The sequence below is a fragment of the Collinsella sp. AM28-11LB genome (genome assembly GCF_003469895.1).
Lineage (GTDB): Bacteria > Actinomycetota > Coriobacteriia > Coriobacteriales > Coriobacteriaceae > Collinsella.
Map to the genome: position 1 here is coordinate 44808 of NZ_QSKJ01000006.1, position 18939 is coordinate 63746.

Consider the following 18939-nt stretch of genomic DNA (forward strand, 5'->3'; position numbering starts at 1 on the left):
CCAACACATCCGTTTAGCCGCAACGAGCGGCGGCGATAAAGTCCGCCTCCATTGTACTGTCAAGTTCAATCAGTGCTGATGGGGCGGGCTCATGATTAAAATTGGAAAAGAGAAGTCAGAATAGCGTTTAGCAGTAGAACGAGATCTCATCCACAAGGAAAAACGCCTTCCATTTAGAGCAAATCAATTCATGCTGAGCGGCGATAATTTCACAGAGGTCGTCAAGCGTGCTCCGGGGGATCTTCGCTTTGTTATTAGCGACAATGCAACCGCCCCTGCGAGTCAGCCAGATTTTGGCCGAGCTATCCGAAGGCGCCCCCTTGCAAACATGGACATGGATTGGCTCGCCCGCTTCATTGGACCAAAAGAAGACTCGATAGCCGCCAATAAGAAATAAGCTAGGCAACTTTTGCTCCTCCGCTTGCGGCGTAGCGATACAGCAGATGGGCGTTATTGCTCAGAAAAGTCTCAAAGCCTCGCTTCTCCTCGTCGGTGAAACGCCCCTCCCACATGGTCCAATTGTAAGAAGGCAGCTCACAACGAGCGGAGTCAAAGCCCTCTGCCGTCGGTCGTTCAAAATGCACGATAACCTTTTCGATATCGCCATCTGTAATCAGGTCAGAATGAATGACCTCGGTTCCATCTTCGAATGTCATATACGGGTACATCACGTAAACCACCTCGCAAACATAAATCCAGTTTAGCATCAAGCTATTGCACCAAAGACAGCAGGCCCCCTTGATGAGTTGATGGTATCTGTTAAATGTCACGTACGATTCACATCTGGTGGGTACCCTGATGGCTACACGAAACGAAGTAGATTTACACCGGGAGGACCCCGTATGACAACCAAGTACACCGATGCGCCGCGCACGCGCGTCATGACGCCGGCATCGCTCAACAACGGCGTGCACGAGAACCATTCCATCGGACAGACCATGGCCATCGCGCCCAAAAAGGGCCTGTTCGATGACATTTCCATTCCCCAGATCATCGCCGGCGCCGCAGCTGCCGCCACGAGTGTGGCGCTTGCTTCAAAGATCGGCATTGCCGGCTCGGTGATTGGTGCCGCTGTGAGCTCAGTCATCACTGTTGTGTCTTCGCAGGTCTATCGCCACTTTATCTCCGCCAGCGCCGAAGCAATCAAGGGCACGCATGCCGCTGTCGACTACCCTACCGGCGCCTACGAGCCCGTTGAGCCCAATGTCGAGGAGCACCTAGGTGGCGCCGCAACTACGCAAGAGATGCGCCAGGTTGCGGGACGCGCGACCACGGCGCGCGTCGCTCCCAACAGCCTGCGCGCCAAGGCGGCGGCCGAGCGCAGCCAGACGCAAAAGAAGGTCATCATCTTCTCGATCGCTATCGCCATAGTCGCGGTCATCGCCTGCGCCGGCGCCATCCTTATCACCACTGCCGGTGAGGGTCTGGGCGAGCGTCCCGAGCCGATCCTTTCGTCGCGCACGACCGATAGCGATGCAGATGGCAACACCCAGTCGCAGGATCAGCAGGCGAAGACGGACGATACGCAAGACAGTTCCACCTCTGCCAATTCGTCCTCGAACACCCAAAACCAATCGCAGGGCACCGATTCCTCTACGGCCAACAGCAGCACGCCGTCCGGCACGACCGACTCAAGCCAAACGACTGACGGTTCGCAGCCGAGCACGGGCGGCCAGACGAGCGACAGCACTTCGGGAACGGGCACAGCAGACAGCAGCAACACCAACAGCTCGAACAGCTCGAGCGGAACCGCGTCCGGCACGGCATCCGACAACTCGAGCCAAGGCACGGCATCGGGCAACTAAGCACATTTGCCTCTCATAGATAACCGACCTGTATAACGGGCGCGAATCGACAGCGGTTCGCGCCCGTTTGCCTTGGGCGCCGCCATGGCGAACGCTATGCGATGGTAAGATGCTTTACATGTGTAAAGAGGAGATTTGCCATGAGCAAGACAATAGTTAGGCCCACGCTTTCGCTGGGCAACCACATCTATCTGTATCGACTGCTACGCGATGCGATTGGATGCGGCAAGCAAACGTTTATGACGCAGGTCGAGGAGGCACTCGCCGCGGGCGATATGACGGCCTACGACCTGGGCTTTGAGTCCACGCGCGAGTTGCTCGAGGAGCTTGACGACTGCATTAAGCTGACCGTCTTTAAGGGCGGTCGCCTGTATGCCACGGTCATCGCAAACGAGGCCTGGGATGCCGCACTTGCCAAGGGCGAGGACAAGCCCAAGGCAGTCAAGGGCGCCAAGCAGTCCTACAAAAAGAAAAAGCGCGGTGAGAAGGACCTCAAGGCCGTGCGCCCCAAGCACGTAAAGCGCACCGAGCCAGAAGCCATGGTTGAAGCCGTGCCGGAACCCAAGCCCGAGACAGAGATCGAAGTCGCTATCGAGGTGACGGCAGAAGCCGAAACCGAAATCGCCACCGCAACTGATTCCGAAGCCATGTCTGATCAGGAAGCCACTGTTGAGCTCAACGAGACTCCCACGTCGACAATCGAAGAGACGGCTGGCCAACCCGAGGCGCCCGTGTTCCAGAATAGCGATGTCTTTGGCGACAATGCCGAGGACGGTCAGTCTGACGAGCCCGCAGATCAAAACGCTACCGAGGCGACACCGGAGCCCGAGACGCCGCAGCCCGCCATCTCGCTCACGGTCGTCTATGACCCCGAGAACGCCAACGCAGGTATCACCACCATGGCTTCCACGCCGGTTGAGACAAAGCCGAGCGTCGAGCATGAGAACGCTCCGCAAGTCGAGGTCGACACCGTGCCCACAGATGCACCCGCTACCGTCGAGTCCACAGATTCCGCGGCGATGCCGGCAGCGGACCCCGAACCCGTGTCCGCTGCCGAACCCGCGTCCGCGCCCGGGATGGCGCCCGTCGATGGGCGGGCCCCTGCACCGGCCACGCCACCAGCCCCCGCACCCACAGCACCGACCATCCCCGAGGACTTCCCCATCGATATCGCAACCGAGGTCTTCTGCCCCGGTCCGTTGCTGCATCAGCTGTCGACCTATCTCCCCTACGGCGCCGATACCCTCGGTATCGTCGGCGAGTACTACTGGATCGCCCGCGAGCGCGGCACCATCGACGTCGCGCGCAACCGAGCGAGTTTCCCGCTGCGCTACACGCAGGACGGCGAGCGCCGCGAGGTTACCGTACGCATCCGCCGCAACACCACCGGCGGTCTCGGAGCCGCCTGGACCATCGATAAAATCGAAGAACCCGAGCAGTAACGACAAACGGCTCAAATCCAAATCAGGATTTGAGCCGTTTAATTGTGCCAATCAGGCCGCACTCAGCTGCAAATGGACACAATACCCATGCGCTTATTTACGAATGAGCGCATATCCCTCAAAGGGGCGAAGCGCCTGCAGGTCCTCAACATCCCCATACGAGTGCAGCAGCACGTCCCACTCCCCTTGAGCCAGCAGTTCCCGGACTTCCGGGCCCACTTCGCTCATACCATCGAAGAAATTGGCAACCACAAGCATCGATCCAGGCGCGGTCATGTCTTCGATCGTCGCCACCGACGCATCATAGGGCTCTCCGACAGGAAGATTGCCAAATCGCCCATACGCGAGCACGGGCGCACTGTCCGCGTCAACAAAACGGACCTTGCCCGTCGCCACCACAGGCAACTCGTGCCGCAGCTCATTCACCTGACGATAGAACTCAAAAATTGAATTCGAAACGCCCACTTCGAGCTCCGCCGTTATCTCATCTTGGCTACAATCCTTCGCATCGCGAGCCATCGGAACCCAAGGCTCAGCGATCGAAAAACCATGGTGCACCTCGCCATTCCACTGCATAGGCAGGCGGCCGTTATCGCGCGAATGCATGTTGATGATCGCGAGCGCCTCTTCGGGTGCCTTTCCCTGCTCGAGCAAGATGCGGTAATAGTTGCGGCTCTCGACATCGTTGAACTCTTCGATGCTCGTAAAGTGTGCGTTGGTCGAGCCCAGCTCGTCACCTTGATAGATATAGGGCGTGCCGCGCAACAGGTCCATAAAGAGCGCGAGCATCTTTGCCGCGGGAATGCGCAGGGAACCGTCGGTCCCAAAACGCGAAAGGGCACGTGGCTGGTCGTGATTGTCCCAGAACACGGCATTCCAACCACCGCCCGCCTGCATACCCTCCTGCCAGGCGGCAAGAGTCTTTTGCAACAGCGCAAAGTCAGGAGCCTTGTTTACCCACTTCCTCCCGTTCTCAAAATCGACCTTAAGATGATGGAAGTTGAAGGTCATAGCGAGCTCGTGGTTTTGAGGCTGCGTATATCGAATGCAAGCCTCAAGGCCCGTCGAATTCATCTCTCCGACCGTCATCATGCCCTCGATGCCGCCCTCACGCACCAGCTCCTGGATGTAGCTGTCCACACGCGCACCGTCCGTGTAAAAGCGGCGACCATCGCCCTCGTAGTCGTCTTCCCATGAATCTGGCTTATCGATTAGATTGATTACGTCGAAGCGAAAGCCGTCAACGCCCTTCTCGCGCCAAAAACGCAAGACATCGGCAACCTCATGCCTCACTTCAGGATTTTTCCAGTTGAGGTCGGGTTGGCCCGGATCGAATAGGTGCAGGTACCATTTGCCAACATGAGGTTCCCAGGTCCAGGCGGGACCGCCAAACTTCGATTCCCAGTTGCAGGGAAGCTCACGCGGTGTCCCCTCTTCAAAAATAAAGTAGTCCTGATAGCGCTTGTCGCCCGCGATGGCTCGCTGAAACCACTCATGCTCGCTCGAAACATGGTTAAATACCATGTCGAGCATAAGGCCGATGCCGCGCGCATGCGCCTCGCGCGAAAGCTCTTCGAACTCCTCCATGGTTCCAAATCGCGGATCGATGCTTCGGTAATCGGCCACGTCGTAGCCGTTATCCTTTTGCGGCGAGACAAAAAATGGGGTTATCCAGAGGTAATCGATACCAAGCTGCTTGAGGTAGTCGAGCTTTTGCGTGATGCCGGGCAGATCGCCCCAGCCGTCACCATTAGAATCGTTAAAGCTCTTGGGATAGATTTGGTACACGACCTTATTGCTGATATCAAGCATCGCTCGTCCTCCCTCCAACAGGAAATGTGAAATTCGCGAGCACCGCTGACGAACAAAGCCGCCGCGGCGCTCGTAGGGTTACTGCTCGTAGGGTTACTTATCCTGAGCGGCCAACTCCGCGCGAATCTCGGCGGCAATGGCCTCGGCCTCCTCGCGAATGCCTTTCTTGGAGCCCACGATAACCGTCAGGACAAAAGGAACGACCAGCACGATGAGCATACAAACCGCAAACATCGCCCAGCTGTCAGGCTGCATCGAAAGGATTCCCGGCAGGCCACCGACGCCAACGGCGTTTGCGGTGCAGTTTGTCACCACGCTCAAAAGACCAGCAAGGGAGGAGCCGATCATGGCACACACAAACGGGAACGTGTACTTAAGGTTGACGCCGAACATGGCAGGCTCGGTAACACCCAGGTAGCAAGAGATGATGGCGGGGATATTTACCTGCTGGTCACGATCGTTGGAACGCTGCAGGTACGCCATGCCCAATACAGCCGAGCCTTGTGCGATATTGGAAAGCGCGATCATGGGCCAAAGCATAGTGCCACCAAAATCGGCAATCAGCTGCAGGTCGATGGCGTTAGACATGTGGTGCAGGCCGGTAATAACCAGCGGCGCATAAAACGCACCAAAGAGAGCGCCGAACAGGGCGCGGAACGGGCCGGTGATGCCGGCGTAAATGATGGCGGAGACACCGCTACCGAGCCACCAGCCAATGGGTCCAAGGACAAAGTGGGCGGCCATGACGGCAAGCAGCAGGCTGCAGAATGGAACGACGATCATCGAGACGACCTCGGGCGTGATCTTGCGGAAGAAACGCTCCAAGAAGCCAAGTGTAACTGCGGCGAGAATCGCGGGAATGACCTGCGCCTGATAGCCGATCATATTGACCTGGGCAAAGCCAAAGTCCCACTGCGGAATCTGATCAGCCGGCGTGCCGGCAACGGAATAGGCGTTAAGAAGCTGCCCGGAGATAAGCGTCAAACCCAAAACGATACCGAGCATAGGCGTGCCACCCATCTTTTTGGTGACCGACCAACAGATGCCTACTGGAATGCCAGTATGGAAGACCGCCTCGCCAATCAACCATAAAAAGCTGTCGACGCCAGCCCAAAATTGACTCAGCTGCACGAGCGTCTGCGTACCGTCGCCAAACACATACAGCGAATCGATGCAATTGCGGAAACCGAGAATGAGGCCGCCGACGATAACAGCGGGAATGATGGGTGCAAATACCTCGGCGATAACCGTCATGGCGCGCTGAATGGGATTCTGGTTTTGGACGGCGGCAGCCTTGGCTGCGTCCTTGCTCACGCCCTCGATTCCGGCGATCTCAGTAAACTCCGAATAGTAGGCTTTGACGTCGTTACCAATGATGACCTGGAACTGCCCAGCCTGCGTAAAGCTGCCCTTGGTATAGGGAAGCGCCTCGATACCCGGCACGTCGGCCTTCGATTCATCGTTGAGGACAAACCTCATACGCGTCATACAGTGGCTCACAGCGGCAATATTGTCCTTGCCTCCCACCAGCTCGAGCAGCTTGGTCGCGTCGTCCGCATACTTACCCATGCGTTCCTCCTTCTGCGCTTTTCGACAGAACACTGTAGGTGGCCCACCCGCCTTTAAATGACAACTTATTTGAATAAGTTGTTTGACAGCAACTAGTTTAGCCAGATTGATTCTACGTTTCTTGACTTATTTGAATAAGTTGCTGAACGGTCGATTTTTCACTGCGAACGGAGAGCATCGGATTCGAACGGTATACTGAAATACAACTTATTTAAATGATTCAAAGGACAGCTATGAAGGCCATCTGGCAAGGCATCTACACCGATATCAAAGGCGACATTCTTGAGGGAACGTATCCTTTTCAGTCGTTTCTCCCCTCCGAGGCCCAACTCGTCCAAAAATACGAGTGCTCGCACAACACACTTCGACGCGCCCTCACGGCTCTCGCCGACGAGGGGTTGGTGCAGCCGATCCATGGCAAGGGTGTCCGCGTCATCTGGCGCCCGCGAAGCCGCGCCCTCTTTGAAGTTGGCGGCATCGAGACATACGACGAATCCATCAGGCGCTTGGAGCTTGATTCCGAAACAAAAGTGACGCTCTTTGAGCAAGTCAAAGCCACCGAAAAGGCAGCCCACAGAACAGGGTTTGAAATCGGGTCAGACCTCATTCATCTCGAGCGCGTTCGCTCCATAGCCGGTTGCCCAGTCATTCACGATGAAAGCTATTTTTTGGCAAGCGACGTACAGGGGCTCGATGCCAATAAGGCCTCAAGCTCCATTTATCGATATCTCGAGCAGGACCTTGGCCTTAAGATTGCCCAAAGCCGTCGCGAAATAACCGTCGAACCCGCCACCAAGCGCGACTATGAGCTGTTGGACCTTCCCGAAGGCTGCTACATGGCCGTTATGTCCAACCAAGTCTTTACCGCCGCCGGAGAAATGTTCGAATACACCTGTTCGCGACACCGCCCCGACTACTTTGTCTTTCACGACATCGCTCGACGCAAGTAGCAGCGAAAAACGGCTCAAATCCAAACCCGGATTTGAGCCGTTATTACTACACATCTGCGATGTTACGTAACCAAACCAGCAATAAACCTAGTCACGCGTCAGCTTGCGGTGAATACGATGCGGCTGGGCTGCGTCCTCGCCCAGGCGCTCGATGCGGTTGGCCTGATAGGCCTCGAAGTTGCCCTCGAACCAATACCAGTTGCCCGGATTCTCGTCGGTGCCCTCCCACGCCAGAATGTGCGTGGCGACGCGGTCCAGGAACATACGGTCGTGGCTAATGACCACCGAGCAGCCCGGGAACTCGAGCAGCGCCGCTTCGAGCGAGGACAGCGTCTCGACGTCGAGGTCGTTCGTGGGCTCGTCGAGGAGCAGCAGGTTGCCGCCCTGCTTGAGCGTAAGCGCCAAGTTCAGACGGTTGCGCTCGCCACCGGAGAGCACGCCGGCGCGCTTCTGCTGGTCTTGGCCCTTAAAGCCAAAACTCGCCACATACGCGCGGCTCGGAACCTCGGTCTCGCCCACCATCATGTGGTCCAGGCCGTCCGAGACGACCTCCCATAGGTTCTTATCGGGGTCGATGCCGGAACGGTTCTGGTCGACGTAGGAAATCTTGACGGTCTCGCCCACCTCGAGCTCGCCCGAAGTCAGCGGCTCCAGACCCACAATCGTCTTGAAGAGCGTAGTCTTACCGACGCCGTTGGGGCCGATGACGCCCACGATGCCGTTGCGCGGCAGGGTGAATGATAGGTCGTCGATGAGTACACGGCCGTCGAACTCCTTGTGCAGGTGATGGGCCTCGAGCACCTTGTTGCCCAGACGCGGACCCACAGGGATGCGGATGTCGGTCCAGTCGAGCTTCTGGCTTGCGCGGGCCTCGGCCTCCATCTCCTCGTAGCGAGCCAGACGGGCCTTGTTCTTGGCCTGGCGGGCCTTGGGCGAGCTGCGCACCCACTCGAGCTCAGCCTCCATGCGCTTGGCGAGCTTGGCATCGCGATTGCCCTGGGCCTCGATACGCGCGGCCTTGGTCTCCAGATACGTGGAGTAGTTGCCCTTGTAGGGGTAGAGGTGGCCGCGGTCGACCTCGCAGATCCACTCGGCGACGTTATCCAGGAAGTAGCGGTCATGCGTGACGGCAAGCACCGCGCCCTGATAGTTATGCAGGAAGTGCTCGAGCCACAGGATCGACTCGGCGTCCAGGTGGTTCGTGGGCTCGTCAAGCAGCAGCAGGTCGGGAGCCTCGAGCAGCAGCTTGCACAGGGCCACGCGGCGGCGCTCGCCGCCGGAAAGCACGTTAACCGGCATGTCAGAATCGGGCAGCTGCAGGGCGTCCATGGCCTGGCCGAGCTTGGAATCGATATCCCAGCCGTCGGCGGCGTCGATCTCGTCCTGGAGCTTGCCCATCTCGGCCATGAGGGCGTCCATGTCGCAATCCGGGTCGCACATCTCCTCGCCGATCTTGTTGAAGCGATCGACCTTGGCGATCATGTCGCCAAACGCCATGCGCACGTTCTCGATGACGGTCTTGTCGTCGTCGAGCGGCGGCTCCTGCTGCAGGATACCCACGGTGTAGCCGGGGGTGAGCCTGGCATCGCCGTTGGAGACCTCCTCAATGCCGGCCATGATCTTGAGCAGGGTCGACTTGCCCATGCCGTTGGGGCCCACGACGCCGATCTTGGCACCGGGATAGAAGCTCAGGGTCACGTCGTCAAGGATCACCTTGTCGCCATGGGCCTTGCGAGCCTGATACATGCTGTAAATGAACTCAGCCAATGTCCGTTTCTCCTTATCTAGCTGCGGAAATCTTCTCCCCCTGTCCGTTTTGGAAAAGCGGGGGGCAATCCGCGCGTTCTAATAAAAGGGGGCATGGTCGCCCACACCCCCTAATACTACCTGGGAAAAGTCCCCCGGAACAAAATATGAACTGCGTACGCTAGTTTTCCGCAACCTTAGCGAACAGCCCGCTGAGACTTGCGCCACAGCAGATACGAGTAGACGTAGGCAGCTCCGGCCGATCCAAACGCCAGCACCGCGATCACTGTGGCGACGACTTCACTCGATAGCACGCTGCCCGCCACACCCATCACAATCAGACCAACGCCCAGCACCATAAAGCAAGCGCCACCAAAACGCTGCGTACGGCGCCAGTTCTCGGGGTCGGCAAGCGCCCAAGGCGTCTTGATGCCCAGCGTGTAGTTTTGCTTCACACGCGGCAGGTAGTTGCCCATGCCAATAAAGAGCAAACCGATAGCGCCCGATACCAGCAAATTGACCGTGCCAGCAGCAGGCACCACACCCCATACGGTAAGCTCCCCCAGCCAGCTTATGGCACACATGACCAGCGTGAAGGCGATTACGAAACCCTGATAGAACTTGCCCGAAGTCCGATATGCCTCGCCCTTGGGGTCGATGCGCGGCACCACGTAGAATACCGCCAAAAGCACCAGCGGCAGTGCGCCGAGCGCAGAGGCAATCCAACTGGGACCCCAACCGTTAACGGCGCCACTCGCTCCCCAGTGCGTGGGAATCTGCGCAGGAAGGCTCGGCATCACCATAAGATGTGCCGCGACATTGGCAACGCACAGCACCACGAGCACGGCCCACACGCGCGGCGATACCCCCGTGGCGTGAATGCCCTTGTTTTCGTTATTCATCCTTACCACCTTCAGTGTTTCTAAAGCTCATAAACCAGCCAATCAAGTCCTGCATGACAGTGGTGTTTAAGCTGTATACGATGTTTTGACCATGACGCTCGTCGGTCACCAACCCAGCGTTTTTAAGCGTCGCCAAATGATGGCTCAATGACGGTTTGCTGATGTCAAAATGCTCGGCAAGCTCTCCGGCCGTACAATTGCCCTCGCGCAACAGTTCCAAAATGTGACGCCGTGTAGGATCGGCCAGCGCTTTAAAACCCTCTCCCGGCATAGGACCTCCTCTCAGTATTTCGTTCGACGCGCACACTATACTCAATATTTAGATATTTGTCTAACTATCTAATCTTATACTCAAAAAAATAGCCGCCCCCGCGTAATGCGAAGACGGCCACTTCTCACGCTACAAACGTGTTTGGGAGTTGGCCAACCCGCGGCAACGGGTGCCACCTGCTTCATCTTATGCGAATCCCGGTCTCGTTTCAACAAACCCCTAGGGCTCAAATGGAATCGCGATAATACCTATAATGGCGATAGCCAAAACACGACCCGCTTCCCCATCGGAGGATATCTATGACCGAAACCGCAGCTGCAGCGCCCGTCGAGACACGCGACACCAAGCTCGAGATTATCATGGGCCGCGAGGCGCTCGATAAACTCGCCAACGCCACGGTGCTGGTGCTTGGCTGCGGCGGCGTGGGCTCCAACTGCTGCGAGGCACTTGCCCGTGGCGGCATCGGTCATTTTGTGATCTTGGACAAGGACATCATCGCGCCCAGCAACATCAACCGCCAGGCTATCGCCTTTCACAGCACCATCGGCAAGCGCAAAGTGGATGTAATGGAAGCCATGATCAACGACATCAACCCCGCCGCCGCTGTCATCAAACGTACCGAATACCTGTTGAGCGACAACATCGATGAGTTCTTCGCAAGTGTTTTGGAGCAGACGGACGGCAAGCTCGACTACGTCGTCGACGCCATCGACACCATCTCGGCCAAGCTCACCATTGCCAAATATGCTCAGGACCACGACATTCATTTGGTTAGCTCCATGGGCGGGGCCAACAAGCTCCACCCCGAATGCCTGCGTTTTGCCGACATTTTTGACACCGTGCGCGACCCTATGAGCCGCATCATGCGCAAAGAGTGCAAAAAGCGTGGCATCAAGAGCCTTCGCGTGTTGTTTAGCTGCGAGGAATCGGTTAAGACACAGCCTCGCGACCCTTCCAACATCCACGAGCGTACCGAGCTGGGAACCGCGAGCTTTATGCCGCCCATCATGGGCCAGATGATCGCCGGCGAGGTTATCCGCCAGATCAGCGGACGCGGCACCGAGCGCGTGCGCGCCGACGGCCAGCGCTTGGACTAGCAGGGATGCCGCGATGGAGCCGCAGCTGTTTGATGCACACTGTCATCTTGATTTGATGGCTTGCCCGGATACCGTTGCCGATGAGGCGACGGCACTGGGCCTGGGTCTATTTGACTGCGGCGTCGACCCACGCGACTTCGCGGCAGCAAAAACACGCGCCAGTCACCGCCCGAGCATCATCGCGGGCGTAGGGCTCCATCCCTGGTGGCTCGCCGACGGCCGATGCGGAACCGCCGAAATCAATCTACTTTGCGAAGTCGCTGCACAAGAGCGTTTTATCGGCGAGATCGGGCTCGACTTTTCCGCACGCTTTGTTGGAAGCGAGCCGTTACAAATACAGGCACTTGAACGGCTCTGCGATGCACTTGTGCATCATCCTCTTACCGGGCGCGTGATATCAATTCACGCCGTTCGTTCGGCAGGAACCGTACTGGACGTCCTCGAGTCGCACGGATTGCTCACCCCAAGGCCCGACTCCCCCGTTATCACCTTCCACTGGTTTAGCGGTACCTCGGACGAACTCGTCCGCGCGAGCGATGCAGGCTGCTATTTCTCCGTCAACGAGCGCATGCTCGCCACCAAGCGCGGTCGTGAATACGCCCGACAGATTCCACTCGACCGTATACTGCTCGAGACCGATGCGCCGGCCGAGCCAAACACAGAAACAAGCGCGCAGTCGCTCATCAAATCGCTCGCAAGGACCTCGATGCGCATTGCCTCACTCAAAAACTGTGACGCAAAGCGCATCGAGTCGGTAGTTTTAGCAAATGCGCACTCTGTTTTTGACCTTCGCTAACCCCTGTGGGCAAAAATGCCAAGGGACATGCGAATCGCACAACGCAGTCCCTATTTTGGAAGGCAGTACAATTCGGCAGCATTAAACCAATTCGTGCATGAGATCACGGTTGCGTGCATACAATTCGTCAAAGATGTGACGGCGCGACGCATATAACTCGTGGGCAGTCATATCGGGTACGATTGTTTGCGCAACGCCAAGGACTTGGGCGAGCTCATCCCATGATGCATAGGCGCCACCTGCGAGAGCTGCCATGATGGCATCGCCGAAGCATGCGCCCATCGTAACCATGGCAACCGAGACCTCGCGCCCGCATACGTCGGCGATAGCCTGCATCCAAACTGGATTCTTGGTTCCACCTCCGACAAGCATAATGCGCCCAATTGGCAGTCCATGCTCTCGCTCGATAATGTCGACATGGGATGCAACGGTATACGCGACGCCTTCCAAGGCGGCGCGAACCATATGGGCTCGCGTATGCCTTCCGGTCAAGCCAAAGAAGACGCCACGCGCCTCGGGATCGTTGAGCGGAGTACGCTCCCCCGCAAAGTACGGCAGACACAGGAGCCCATCGGCACCCGGCGCCACGTCGGCGGCATCATGCGCCATAACCGAATATGCATCGGGGCCACCGTGGCCCTCGGCCTCTACAACGTCGCGATACAGCTCTTGGCGCAGCCACGATGTGAGCGCACCCGCCGTATTGGTCCCCGCGCAGATCCCGTAAGTTCCGGGAATGATAAACGTCCCTGGCCACAGACGGGCATCATCGATCATATGATCAGCTAGGTAGATGAAATACGCCGTACTCCCCAACTGAACCATCATATCGCCGGGACGGAATACACCCGTCGAAATTGCCTCGGCACCAGAGTCGCCCGTTCCCACTAAGACAGGTGTCCCTGCCGCGAGCCCCGTCGCCTCAGCCGCACGCTGCGTAATCACCCCGGCAATATCGGTAGCCGACATTACCTCCGCCATCTGGTCAGGCCGGCAGAAACGAGCACATTCCCGAGCATCAACCTTCCAAGTGTAGCGGTCATATAGGGGAAGAAAATCCTCCGCCAAATAACGGTCCACCGTAAAACGCCCCGTCAACTTTGCGCACAGAAACGATGACGCCGTCAGGAACTTCGCGGCACGTTCGTGCACCTCGGGCATATTCTCCTTAAACCACAAGATCTTAGGAGCAATATCTGACGAACAGGGATCGTGCCCGAAAAGCTCGCGCGCGCGATCTGACCCATATTCGGAAAGAAGCTCGTCAATCTGCGGCTTCGAACGTGCATCGACTCCATACAAAATCGCGGGCGCCAGCGCGTTGCACTCGGTATCGACCGGCACACAGTCGCAACCCAATGCGGAAAGGCCCACGCATCCGATCTGTGCCGCGTTAACCCCCGATCGCGCCACCAGCTCGCGCGACAGGCGGCAAAAATCGCCCCACCAAACTGCCTCCGCATCATGCTGGTACCATCCATCACACGGGTTGTCCGTCTCGTGTCCACAAGAGGCTTGGCAAACGATGTTGCATCGATCATCGATTAAAACGCCTTTAGAGGCGCTTGTCCCAATATCAATACCCAGATAGAGCGCCATAGGTGCCTACTCCCCTCGCGCCGTACGAGCGGCAGCCATAAAACGAGCTACCCGCTCAACATCAACCGGGGCATCCAGCTTTCCGTCGCGCTTTAAGCACGTGCCGACAAACGCGCCATCGTAGTGAGCAAATACGTCAGCCACGGTATTTTCGCGACAACCGGTGCCACATACCACGGGCACTTCGCCAACACGCTCGCGGACCTCATCGGCAAGCTCGCCCGAAGCGCCACGACCGGCAGCCGAACCGCCGATGACCATCGCATCCGGTAGGCAATTAAAGAGAAGTGAATCGGCAATGTCCGCAGTCGTGCGGTCGTTGAGATAAACCTCCCCCTCGCTCGTGATGAAGTGAAAAAGCTTGAGGTCGTCCAGGCGCAGCGCCGCCTTGCGACGCATGGTGTGAGCGAAATCTCGGTTAATCAGCCCGAGATCACCGGCCCAGGCACCGCAAAAATTGCAGCGCGTGAACTGCGCGTCGACGGCAGCGCACAGCTCGATTGTGGCATCACCATCGTAAATAGCTTCAGCTCCCCAAGGAGTCGACAGATCATGGGATAGAGCCCCGATTACATAGCCCATCGATGCAAGGGTTGAGGGAGAAACATGCTGCTCATAGGGCATCGAGAGCTCATTGGTAATCAAAATGCCATCGACACCGCCCTGCTGCAACGCCTCGAGATCGCGCTTGGCGGCTTCCACGACCTGCGACACGCTTCCGCCCGGGTAATACAGTGGATCGCCCGGCAGAGGACGCAGGTGCAGCATTCCGATAACCGGCTTTTCGGTCTTGAACATCGAGGTTAGAAACGACATAACGTGCTCCTTCTTAGGGTCATTGCAGGGACGTTACTCCCCCAGCACCTCGACGTACACTTTTCGCTTCTGCGGACCGTCAAACTCCGCAAGATAGATGTTCTGGGCACCTCCGCACACGATGTGGCCATCTTGGACGGGAAAGAAGCAACTGTTTCCACAAATCATGCTCTTGATATGCCCACAGGAGTTGTTACCGGTGGCTCCATAGCTCGGCAGGAAGTGTGCATGCGCATAGGGGGCATCGAGTGGGGCGATGCGATCAAGCGTCTCCATAAGATCCGTCTCCACGCAGGGCAGCCCCTCGTTTACCACGATTCCGCAGGTCGTATGCGACAAAATAATCGCCGCCAAGCCATTGGTCACCGAGCTGCGCTCGATGGCAGCGTGCACGTCCTCGGTAATATCGATGAACTGGTCCGGAGCAGTCGATAGATAGCTCAATGTCTCGAGCGTCACCATGTTCACTCATCCCCTTCAAGAAAACGCAGGGCATTACCCCAGTAGAGCCTTTCTCGCGCATCATCGCGCATGGGCACGGTATCGAGCGCCCGCTTGAGTTTGAATGCACGGAAGCGCGGCGTATTGCTGGCGAACATCACTTGGTGCGATAGCGCGCGCTCATACCACAGCGGCCCCATATCGACCGTGAAAAGACGCTGCATCATCTCCTCGGGCGAATCGATGTAAGTGATAGAGGTGTCCGCGTAGCAGTTGGGATACTTGAGCAGCATCGCCACGGTCTCGCGCACCCACGGCCAGCCAAAATGGGTCAAACTAAAACGCACATTTGGATGCGTTGCGATTGTGTGCTCAAATGCAAGCGGGTTACTGCGCGAGAGCTCTGCGCCCGGCTCCCAAGACATACCGGCATGGAAAACCACCGGCTTGTTATAGCGCTCGCACAGTTCGTAAAGCGGCTCGGCCACAGCATCATCGGGGGCAAAACCCTGCTTTGCAGGATGCAGGCAAAGCCCCTTTGCCCCCAACTCGGTAAAGGCGCGCTCCAATTCGTCTGCGGCACCGCTCATCTGCGGGTCTACGCTCGCAAATCCCCACAGACGATCGGGATGTGCGGCAACCAGCATGGCAATCTGGTCATTGGTGCCAAAGTGCCCTCCGCATGCCGTGGTTACATCGAGCGGCATGAGCACGCTCTTCTGCACATCGCAGACGTCCATCTCGACTTGAAGCTCATCCCAATCCATGGGGCCCATATGCCCCATACCAAATTCTCGTGACCAAAAACCGAATCCATCAGGCTCATCACCCGGCGTACAGATCTCGCCGTAGAGCATAGGATGGACCAACATGTCGATAACCATTTCGTACTCCTTTCCAGGCATTTGACCCTAGTACGGCTCAAAAGAACCAATCACTCGGGACGACAGCTCGGCGCCCGCCTTCATACACGCCGGAATATCAAGGCCATCGATCACGCCCTTGGTAAACCCGGCGATATACGAGTCGCCGGCACCCACGGTATTAACGACCTTCTCCGCCGGCACGATCCCGCACTCATAGAAGCGCTCACCGTCATAGGCAATGCTTCCCTTCTCGCCAAGCGTGGCAACCGCAACGCGCGGCCCCAATTCCTGCGCGTGACGTACCCAGTCTCGCAGCTCCGGAGTGTCATCTTCAAACGACATAAATGCGTAGTCAACGTAGGGAAAATGATTCTCGCAGGCATATTCGGGATCCTGGCTGAACACCGAGAAGTCCATAACCACCGTCTTGCCCGCATCATGCCACTCGGGCAGGAGGTCCAAACAATTGCCAAACAGGTCGGTATGAATGATGTCATGCTCTAGGATAAACGCCCGGTCGTCTTCATTCGGTCGATATGTCTCCATTACGCCATCGATTGCCTCGAGATGCACACGATCGACGCCGTCTTTCAATGCCATGAGCATCACCGAAGTGTCGCCATCCTCCACCCGCAGGTGTGAGATATCGAACCCCTCAGCGGCCAGCGCCTCCCTCATCTTGTCTCCGTACTCGTCCTTGCCGACAACCGACACGGCGGATACCGAAACGCCCATTCGTGCAAGATGGATACCCCAGTCAATGCCGTTACCAGTCGGATAGAACACGCCGATGTTTTGATAGACGTCCGCGCAGCAAAAACCAGCCGCACACGCTTTAATACCCATACTCTTCTCCAATGTTCAAAAGGGGACCCACCACATAACGAGCCCCCCTTTTTGCGTTTCGCTTATTGTTTTGCATCGGCTGTCCAAGGCCTCATAGCCAGACCGCCGTACGCTTTCTTAAGCTATTCGACGATTGGTGCTCCGTGGCCCCAAGAACCTTCCATGCCGCACACGGTCGAGGCAAACCCGGCAGCAAAATCGAGCGCGCGCTCGATGGCCTCGGCGCCATCCTCACCACGCTTGGCGGAATCGAGATAGCACATCAAAAACGAGGTGAGGAACGAGTCGCCCGCCCCCATGGTGTCCTTCATGTCCGTTACCGGTTTAGCCAGCTGGCGGTAATAACGCTCGCCGTCGTAAGCAATGCAGCCCTCGGCGCCCGCCGTAGCCGACACAAAACGCGGACCCAGGCCCTTCACCCATGCCAGACGCTCGCGAATCTCGTCCTCACTCGCGGCATCCGCCGCACTAAAGAAAGCAAAATCGACGTAGGGCGCAATCTGCTCGTAGTACTCGTCGGTGGAGTCGTCCGAAAAGTCAAAAGAGACCGTGACGCCCGCAGCCTTCAACTTGGGCAGCTCGCGCTCGGTAAAGCAATAGTTGCCCGAATGAACCACATCGAACTGCTTCATGTACGAAAGGTCAAAGCGATCGAGGACATAGCGCGCATCGCCACGGATACCGCCCTCGTTGGAGCCGAGGAAGACACGGTCACCGTCAACGACGGTCACGCGAGCCGCTCCGTTCTCGCCAATCATCTGCTCGCACTTGTCAAGTTCGATACCCTCATCCTCGAGGCTTGCAATGACATGCTCGGCAGCGGCGTCATTGCCAAAAATGCCCATGTATGCGGAGCGTGCGGCACCGCATTTCTTGGCATAAACGGCGAAGTTCACCGCGTTGCCGCCAGGATACATGGTGTGGATATGCTCGTAGCGATCGACGACGTTGTCGCCAAATCCGAGCGCGTTAACGTTAAATGCCATGGTATTTACCCCTCTAGTACTCGACGACGCCCATGTAGCGACGGAAATCGGGATCATGGTCAAGCACCTTGCCGCGTGCGGCACGCAGCTCGCAGTTCATGGCGTAGAACAGCACCGGGTCCAGATAGGCACGGACGCTCGCCGGCACGGCTTCCATACCGTACTCCTTGGCATCGAGCACCATCAGCGTATCGGTATGCGTCTTAAGGAACGCCAGGGCGCGCTCGTCCATAGCACGGCACTCGCTGGAGCCCATCTGCAGGAAGTAAAAAACGCCATCCTGAGTAGCCTCGAAGGGGCCATGGAAGTACTCGGCAGAGTGGATGTAGCTGCAGTGCTGCCACTGCATCTCCATAAGAGAGCAGATAGCGAAACCGTAGGTCTGGCTAAAGTTGGGACCGCTGCCCAGAATATAGAAGAACTCATGCTCCTGGCAAAGCTTGGCAAAACGATCGCCCAGCTCGGCATTAACCTTCTCGCGTGCCGGGGGAAGAATCTTATCCATCTCGGCGATACCGGCATACATATCGGCAAGATCGGCGTAGCCCTCCTGCTGATCGAGCAGCTCTGCCGCAAGCGACAGCGAAATGCCAGCGGGGACCTCGGCCTGCGGCACACCCTCGCCCCACGGGTAGACCCACGTGGTCCACTTGCCGGAGTCAATCTTGGATCCAGCGTTGTCGGTCTGGGCGATTACCGTAGCGCCGGCAGCAAGGGCAATCTCACAGCCCTCGACGACCTCGGGGGTGTTGCCACTGTGGCTGCAAGCAATGACCAGGGATTTCTCACCCAAGCGGCGTGGGCGCATGATATCAAACTCGCGAGCCGTATAGATATACGAAGTGAAGGTGGTTGCCTCGCGCTGCAGAAGCTCATGAGCCGGGATCAAATCGATCATGGAACCACCGCAAGCAATCCAGTAGACGCTGTCAAACTTGCCCTTCTCGGCAATTGCCTCTTTGATCAGATCGTGTGCGTTCATATCCAGTTCCTTT

General features: G+C 57.5%; 19 protein-coding genes. 5 read left to right on the top strand and 14 right to left on the bottom strand.

The features are described 5' to 3' along the window. Positions 1-127: 127 nt before the first annotated feature. Both DW732_RS10200 and DW732_RS05400 read right to left on the bottom strand, forming a co-directional pair. Positions 128-406 carry a DUF4160 domain-containing protein gene (locus DW732_RS10200; protein ID WP_117735273.1) on the bottom strand — a complete coding sequence of 93 codons (279 nt, stop codon included), beginning with the start codon at positions 404-406 and terminating at the stop codon, positions 128-130. Next, on the bottom strand, positions 399-656 hold the full coding sequence (locus tag DW732_RS05400; protein ID WP_233539372.1) for a hypothetical protein: 258 nt from the start codon (positions 654-656) through the stop codon (positions 399-401). Before DW732_RS05400 ends, DW732_RS10200 begins: the two co-directional genes overlap by 8 nt. Before the next feature lie 186 nt (positions 657-842). Here DW732_RS05400 and DW732_RS05405 point away from each other — a divergent pair, with 186 nt between their 5' ends. Continuing rightward, a complete protein-coding gene (locus DW732_RS05405) occupies positions 843-1805 on the top strand; it encodes a hypothetical protein (protein ID WP_118099010.1) in 963 nt (320 codons plus the stop codon). 140 nt (positions 1806-1945) lie between these two features. Next, on the top strand, positions 1946-3247 hold the full coding sequence (locus DW732_RS05410; RefSeq protein WP_118099011.1) for a hypothetical protein: 1302 nt from the start codon (positions 1946-1948) through the stop codon (positions 3245-3247). Positions 3248-3340: 93 nt separating this feature from the next. On the opposite strand, the gene DW732_RS05415 is transcribed toward DW732_RS05410, so the two are convergent. Together DW732_RS05415 and treP are read right to left on the bottom strand one after the other, a co-directional pair. Next, on the bottom strand, positions 3341-5059 hold the full coding sequence (locus DW732_RS05415; protein WP_118099012.1) for an alpha,alpha-phosphotrehalase: 1719 nt from the start codon (positions 5057-5059) through the stop codon (positions 3341-3343). Positions 5060-5152: 93 nt separating this feature from the next. Beyond that, on the bottom strand, positions 5153-6628 hold the full coding sequence (treP, locus tag DW732_RS05420; protein WP_118099013.1) for a PTS system trehalose-specific EIIBC component: 1476 nt from the start codon (positions 6626-6628) through the stop codon (positions 5153-5155). 215 nt (positions 6629-6843) lie between these two features. Between treP and DW732_RS05425 the strand changes: the two genes are divergently transcribed. Further along, a complete protein-coding gene (locus tag DW732_RS05425) occupies positions 6844-7578 on the top strand; it encodes a UTRA domain-containing protein (protein ID WP_233539373.1) in 735 nt (244 codons plus the stop codon). Positions 7579-7665: 87 nt separating this feature from the next. Here the strand turns inward: DW732_RS05425 and ettA are convergent, their stop codons facing one another. From ettA to DW732_RS05440, 3 genes are all read right to left on the bottom strand, one after another. Further along, complete coding sequence (gene ettA, locus DW732_RS05430) at positions 7666-9345, bottom strand: energy-dependent translational throttle protein EttA (protein ID WP_117735284.1); 1680 nt, start codon at positions 9343-9345, stop codon at positions 7666-7668. 176 nt (positions 9346-9521) lie between these two features. Continuing rightward, positions 9522-10226, bottom strand: coding sequence for an SdpI family protein (locus tag DW732_RS05435; protein ID WP_118099015.1), 705 nt, complete (start codon positions 10224-10226; stop codon positions 9522-9524). Further along, positions 10219-10497 (bottom strand): autorepressor SdpR family transcription factor, encoded by a 279-nt coding sequence (locus DW732_RS05440; protein ID WP_117735286.1) that lies wholly within the window; start codon positions 10495-10497, stop codon positions 10219-10221. Before DW732_RS05440 ends, DW732_RS05435 begins: the two co-directional genes overlap by 8 nt. 299 nt (positions 10498-10796) lie before the next feature. Here DW732_RS05440 and DW732_RS05445 point away from each other — a divergent pair, with 299 nt between their 5' ends. Together DW732_RS05445 and DW732_RS05450 are read left to right on the top strand one after the other, a co-directional pair. Next, complete coding sequence (locus DW732_RS05445) at positions 10797-11594, top strand: ThiF family adenylyltransferase (protein WP_117735287.1); 798 nt, start codon at positions 10797-10799, stop codon at positions 11592-11594. A 13-nt stretch (positions 11595-11607) separates the two neighbouring features. Continuing rightward, entirely contained in the window at positions 11608-12390 is a 783-nt protein-coding gene (locus tag DW732_RS05450) for a TatD family hydrolase (RefSeq protein ID WP_118099016.1), read from the top strand. A gap of 81 nt (positions 12391-12471) precedes the next feature. On the opposite strand, the gene DW732_RS05455 is transcribed toward DW732_RS05450, so the two are convergent. The 7 genes from DW732_RS05455 to DW732_RS05485 all read right to left on the bottom strand — a co-directional run bounded on the left by DW732_RS05455 (position 12472) and on the right by DW732_RS05485 (position 18926). Beyond that, positions 12472-13989, bottom strand: a complete 1518-nt coding sequence (locus DW732_RS05455; protein ID WP_118099017.1) for an FGGY-family carbohydrate kinase — start codon at positions 13987-13989, stop codon at positions 12472-12474. A gap of 6 nt (positions 13990-13995) precedes the next feature. After that, positions 13996-14805, bottom strand: a complete 810-nt coding sequence (locus tag DW732_RS05460) for a BtpA/SgcQ family protein (RefSeq protein WP_117786628.1) — start codon at positions 14803-14805, stop codon at positions 13996-13998. 33 nt (positions 14806-14838) lie between these two features. Continuing rightward, positions 14839-15267 (bottom strand): secondary thiamine-phosphate synthase enzyme YjbQ, encoded by a 429-nt coding sequence (locus DW732_RS05465; protein ID WP_117735290.1) that lies wholly within the window; start codon positions 15265-15267, stop codon positions 14839-14841. A 2-nt stretch (positions 15268-15269) separates the two neighbouring features. Further along, a complete protein-coding gene (locus DW732_RS05470) occupies positions 15270-16130 on the bottom strand; it encodes an amidohydrolase family protein (protein ID WP_233539374.1) in 861 nt (286 codons plus the stop codon). Positions 16131-16157: 27 nt separating this feature from the next. After that, positions 16158-16958 (bottom strand): fructoselysine 6-kinase, encoded by an 801-nt coding sequence (frlD, locus tag DW732_RS05475; protein ID WP_117637477.1) that lies wholly within the window; start codon positions 16956-16958, stop codon positions 16158-16160. Positions 16959-17080: 122 nt separating this feature from the next. Further along, a complete protein-coding gene (locus DW732_RS05480) occupies positions 17081-17944 on the bottom strand; it encodes a PfkB family carbohydrate kinase (RefSeq protein ID WP_035138847.1) in 864 nt (287 codons plus the stop codon). A gap of 13 nt (positions 17945-17957) precedes the next feature. Continuing rightward, positions 17958-18926 (bottom strand): SIS domain-containing protein, encoded by a 969-nt coding sequence (locus DW732_RS05485; protein WP_118099018.1) that lies wholly within the window; start codon positions 18924-18926, stop codon positions 17958-17960. Positions 18927-18939 lie beyond the last annotated feature (13 nt).

Bases quoted from the DNA above. Each gene is read 5' to 3' on its own strand.
- DW732_RS05480 (WP_035138847.1), bottom strand. From the start codon at position 17,944: ATGGCATTTAACGTTAACGCGCTCGGATTTGGCGACAACGTCGTCGAT.
- DW732_RS05465 (WP_117735290.1), bottom strand. From the start codon at position 15,267: ATGGTGACGCTCGAGACATTGAGCTATCTATCGACTGCTCCGGACCAG.
- DW732_RS05415 (WP_118099012.1), bottom strand. From the start codon at position 5,059: ATGCTTGATATCAGCAATAAGGTCGTGTACCAAATCTATCCCAAGAGC.
- DW732_RS05445 (WP_117735287.1), top strand. From the start codon at position 10,797: ATGACCGAAACCGCAGCTGCAGCGCCCGTCGAGACACGCGACACCAAG.
- DW732_RS05425 (WP_233539373.1), top strand. From the start codon at position 6,844: ATGATTCAAAGGACAGCTATGAAGGCCATCTGGCAAGGCATCTACACC.
- DW732_RS05410 (WP_118099011.1), top strand. From the start codon at position 1,946: ATGAGCAAGACAATAGTTAGGCCCACGCTTTCGCTGGGCAACCACATC.
- DW732_RS05440 (WP_117735286.1), bottom strand. From the start codon at position 10,497: ATGCCGGGAGAGGGTTTTAAAGCGCTGGCCGATCCTACACGGCGTCAC.
- DW732_RS05455 (WP_118099017.1), bottom strand. From the start codon at position 13,989: ATGGCGCTCTATCTGGGTATTGATATTGGGACAAGCGCCTCTAAAGGC.
- DW732_RS05400 (WP_233539372.1), bottom strand. From the start codon at position 656: ATGACATTCGAAGATGGAACCGAGGTCATTCATTCTGACCTGATTACA.
- DW732_RS05485 (WP_118099018.1), bottom strand. From the start codon at position 18,926: ATGAACGCACACGATCTGATCAAAGAGGCAATTGCCGAGAAGGGCAAG.
- DW732_RS05435 (WP_118099015.1), bottom strand. From the start codon at position 10,226: ATGAATAACGAAAACAAGGGCATTCACGCCACGGGGGTATCGCCGCGC.
- DW732_RS05470 (WP_233539374.1), bottom strand. From the start codon at position 16,130: ATGGTTATCGACATGTTGGTCCATCCTATGCTCTACGGCGAGATCTGT.
- frlD (WP_117637477.1), bottom strand. From the start codon at position 16,958: ATGGGTATTAAAGCGTGTGCGGCTGGTTTTTGCTGCGCGGACGTCTAT.
- treP (WP_118099013.1), bottom strand. From the start codon at position 6,628: ATGGGTAAGTATGCGGACGACGCGACCAAGCTGCTCGAGCTGGTGGGA.
- DW732_RS05450 (WP_118099016.1), top strand. From the start codon at position 11,608: ATGGAGCCGCAGCTGTTTGATGCACACTGTCATCTTGATTTGATGGCT.
- DW732_RS05405 (WP_118099010.1), top strand. From the start codon at position 843: ATGACAACCAAGTACACCGATGCGCCGCGCACGCGCGTCATGACGCCG.
- DW732_RS05460 (WP_117786628.1), bottom strand. From the start codon at position 14,805: ATGTCGTTTCTAACCTCGATGTTCAAGACCGAAAAGCCGGTTATCGGA.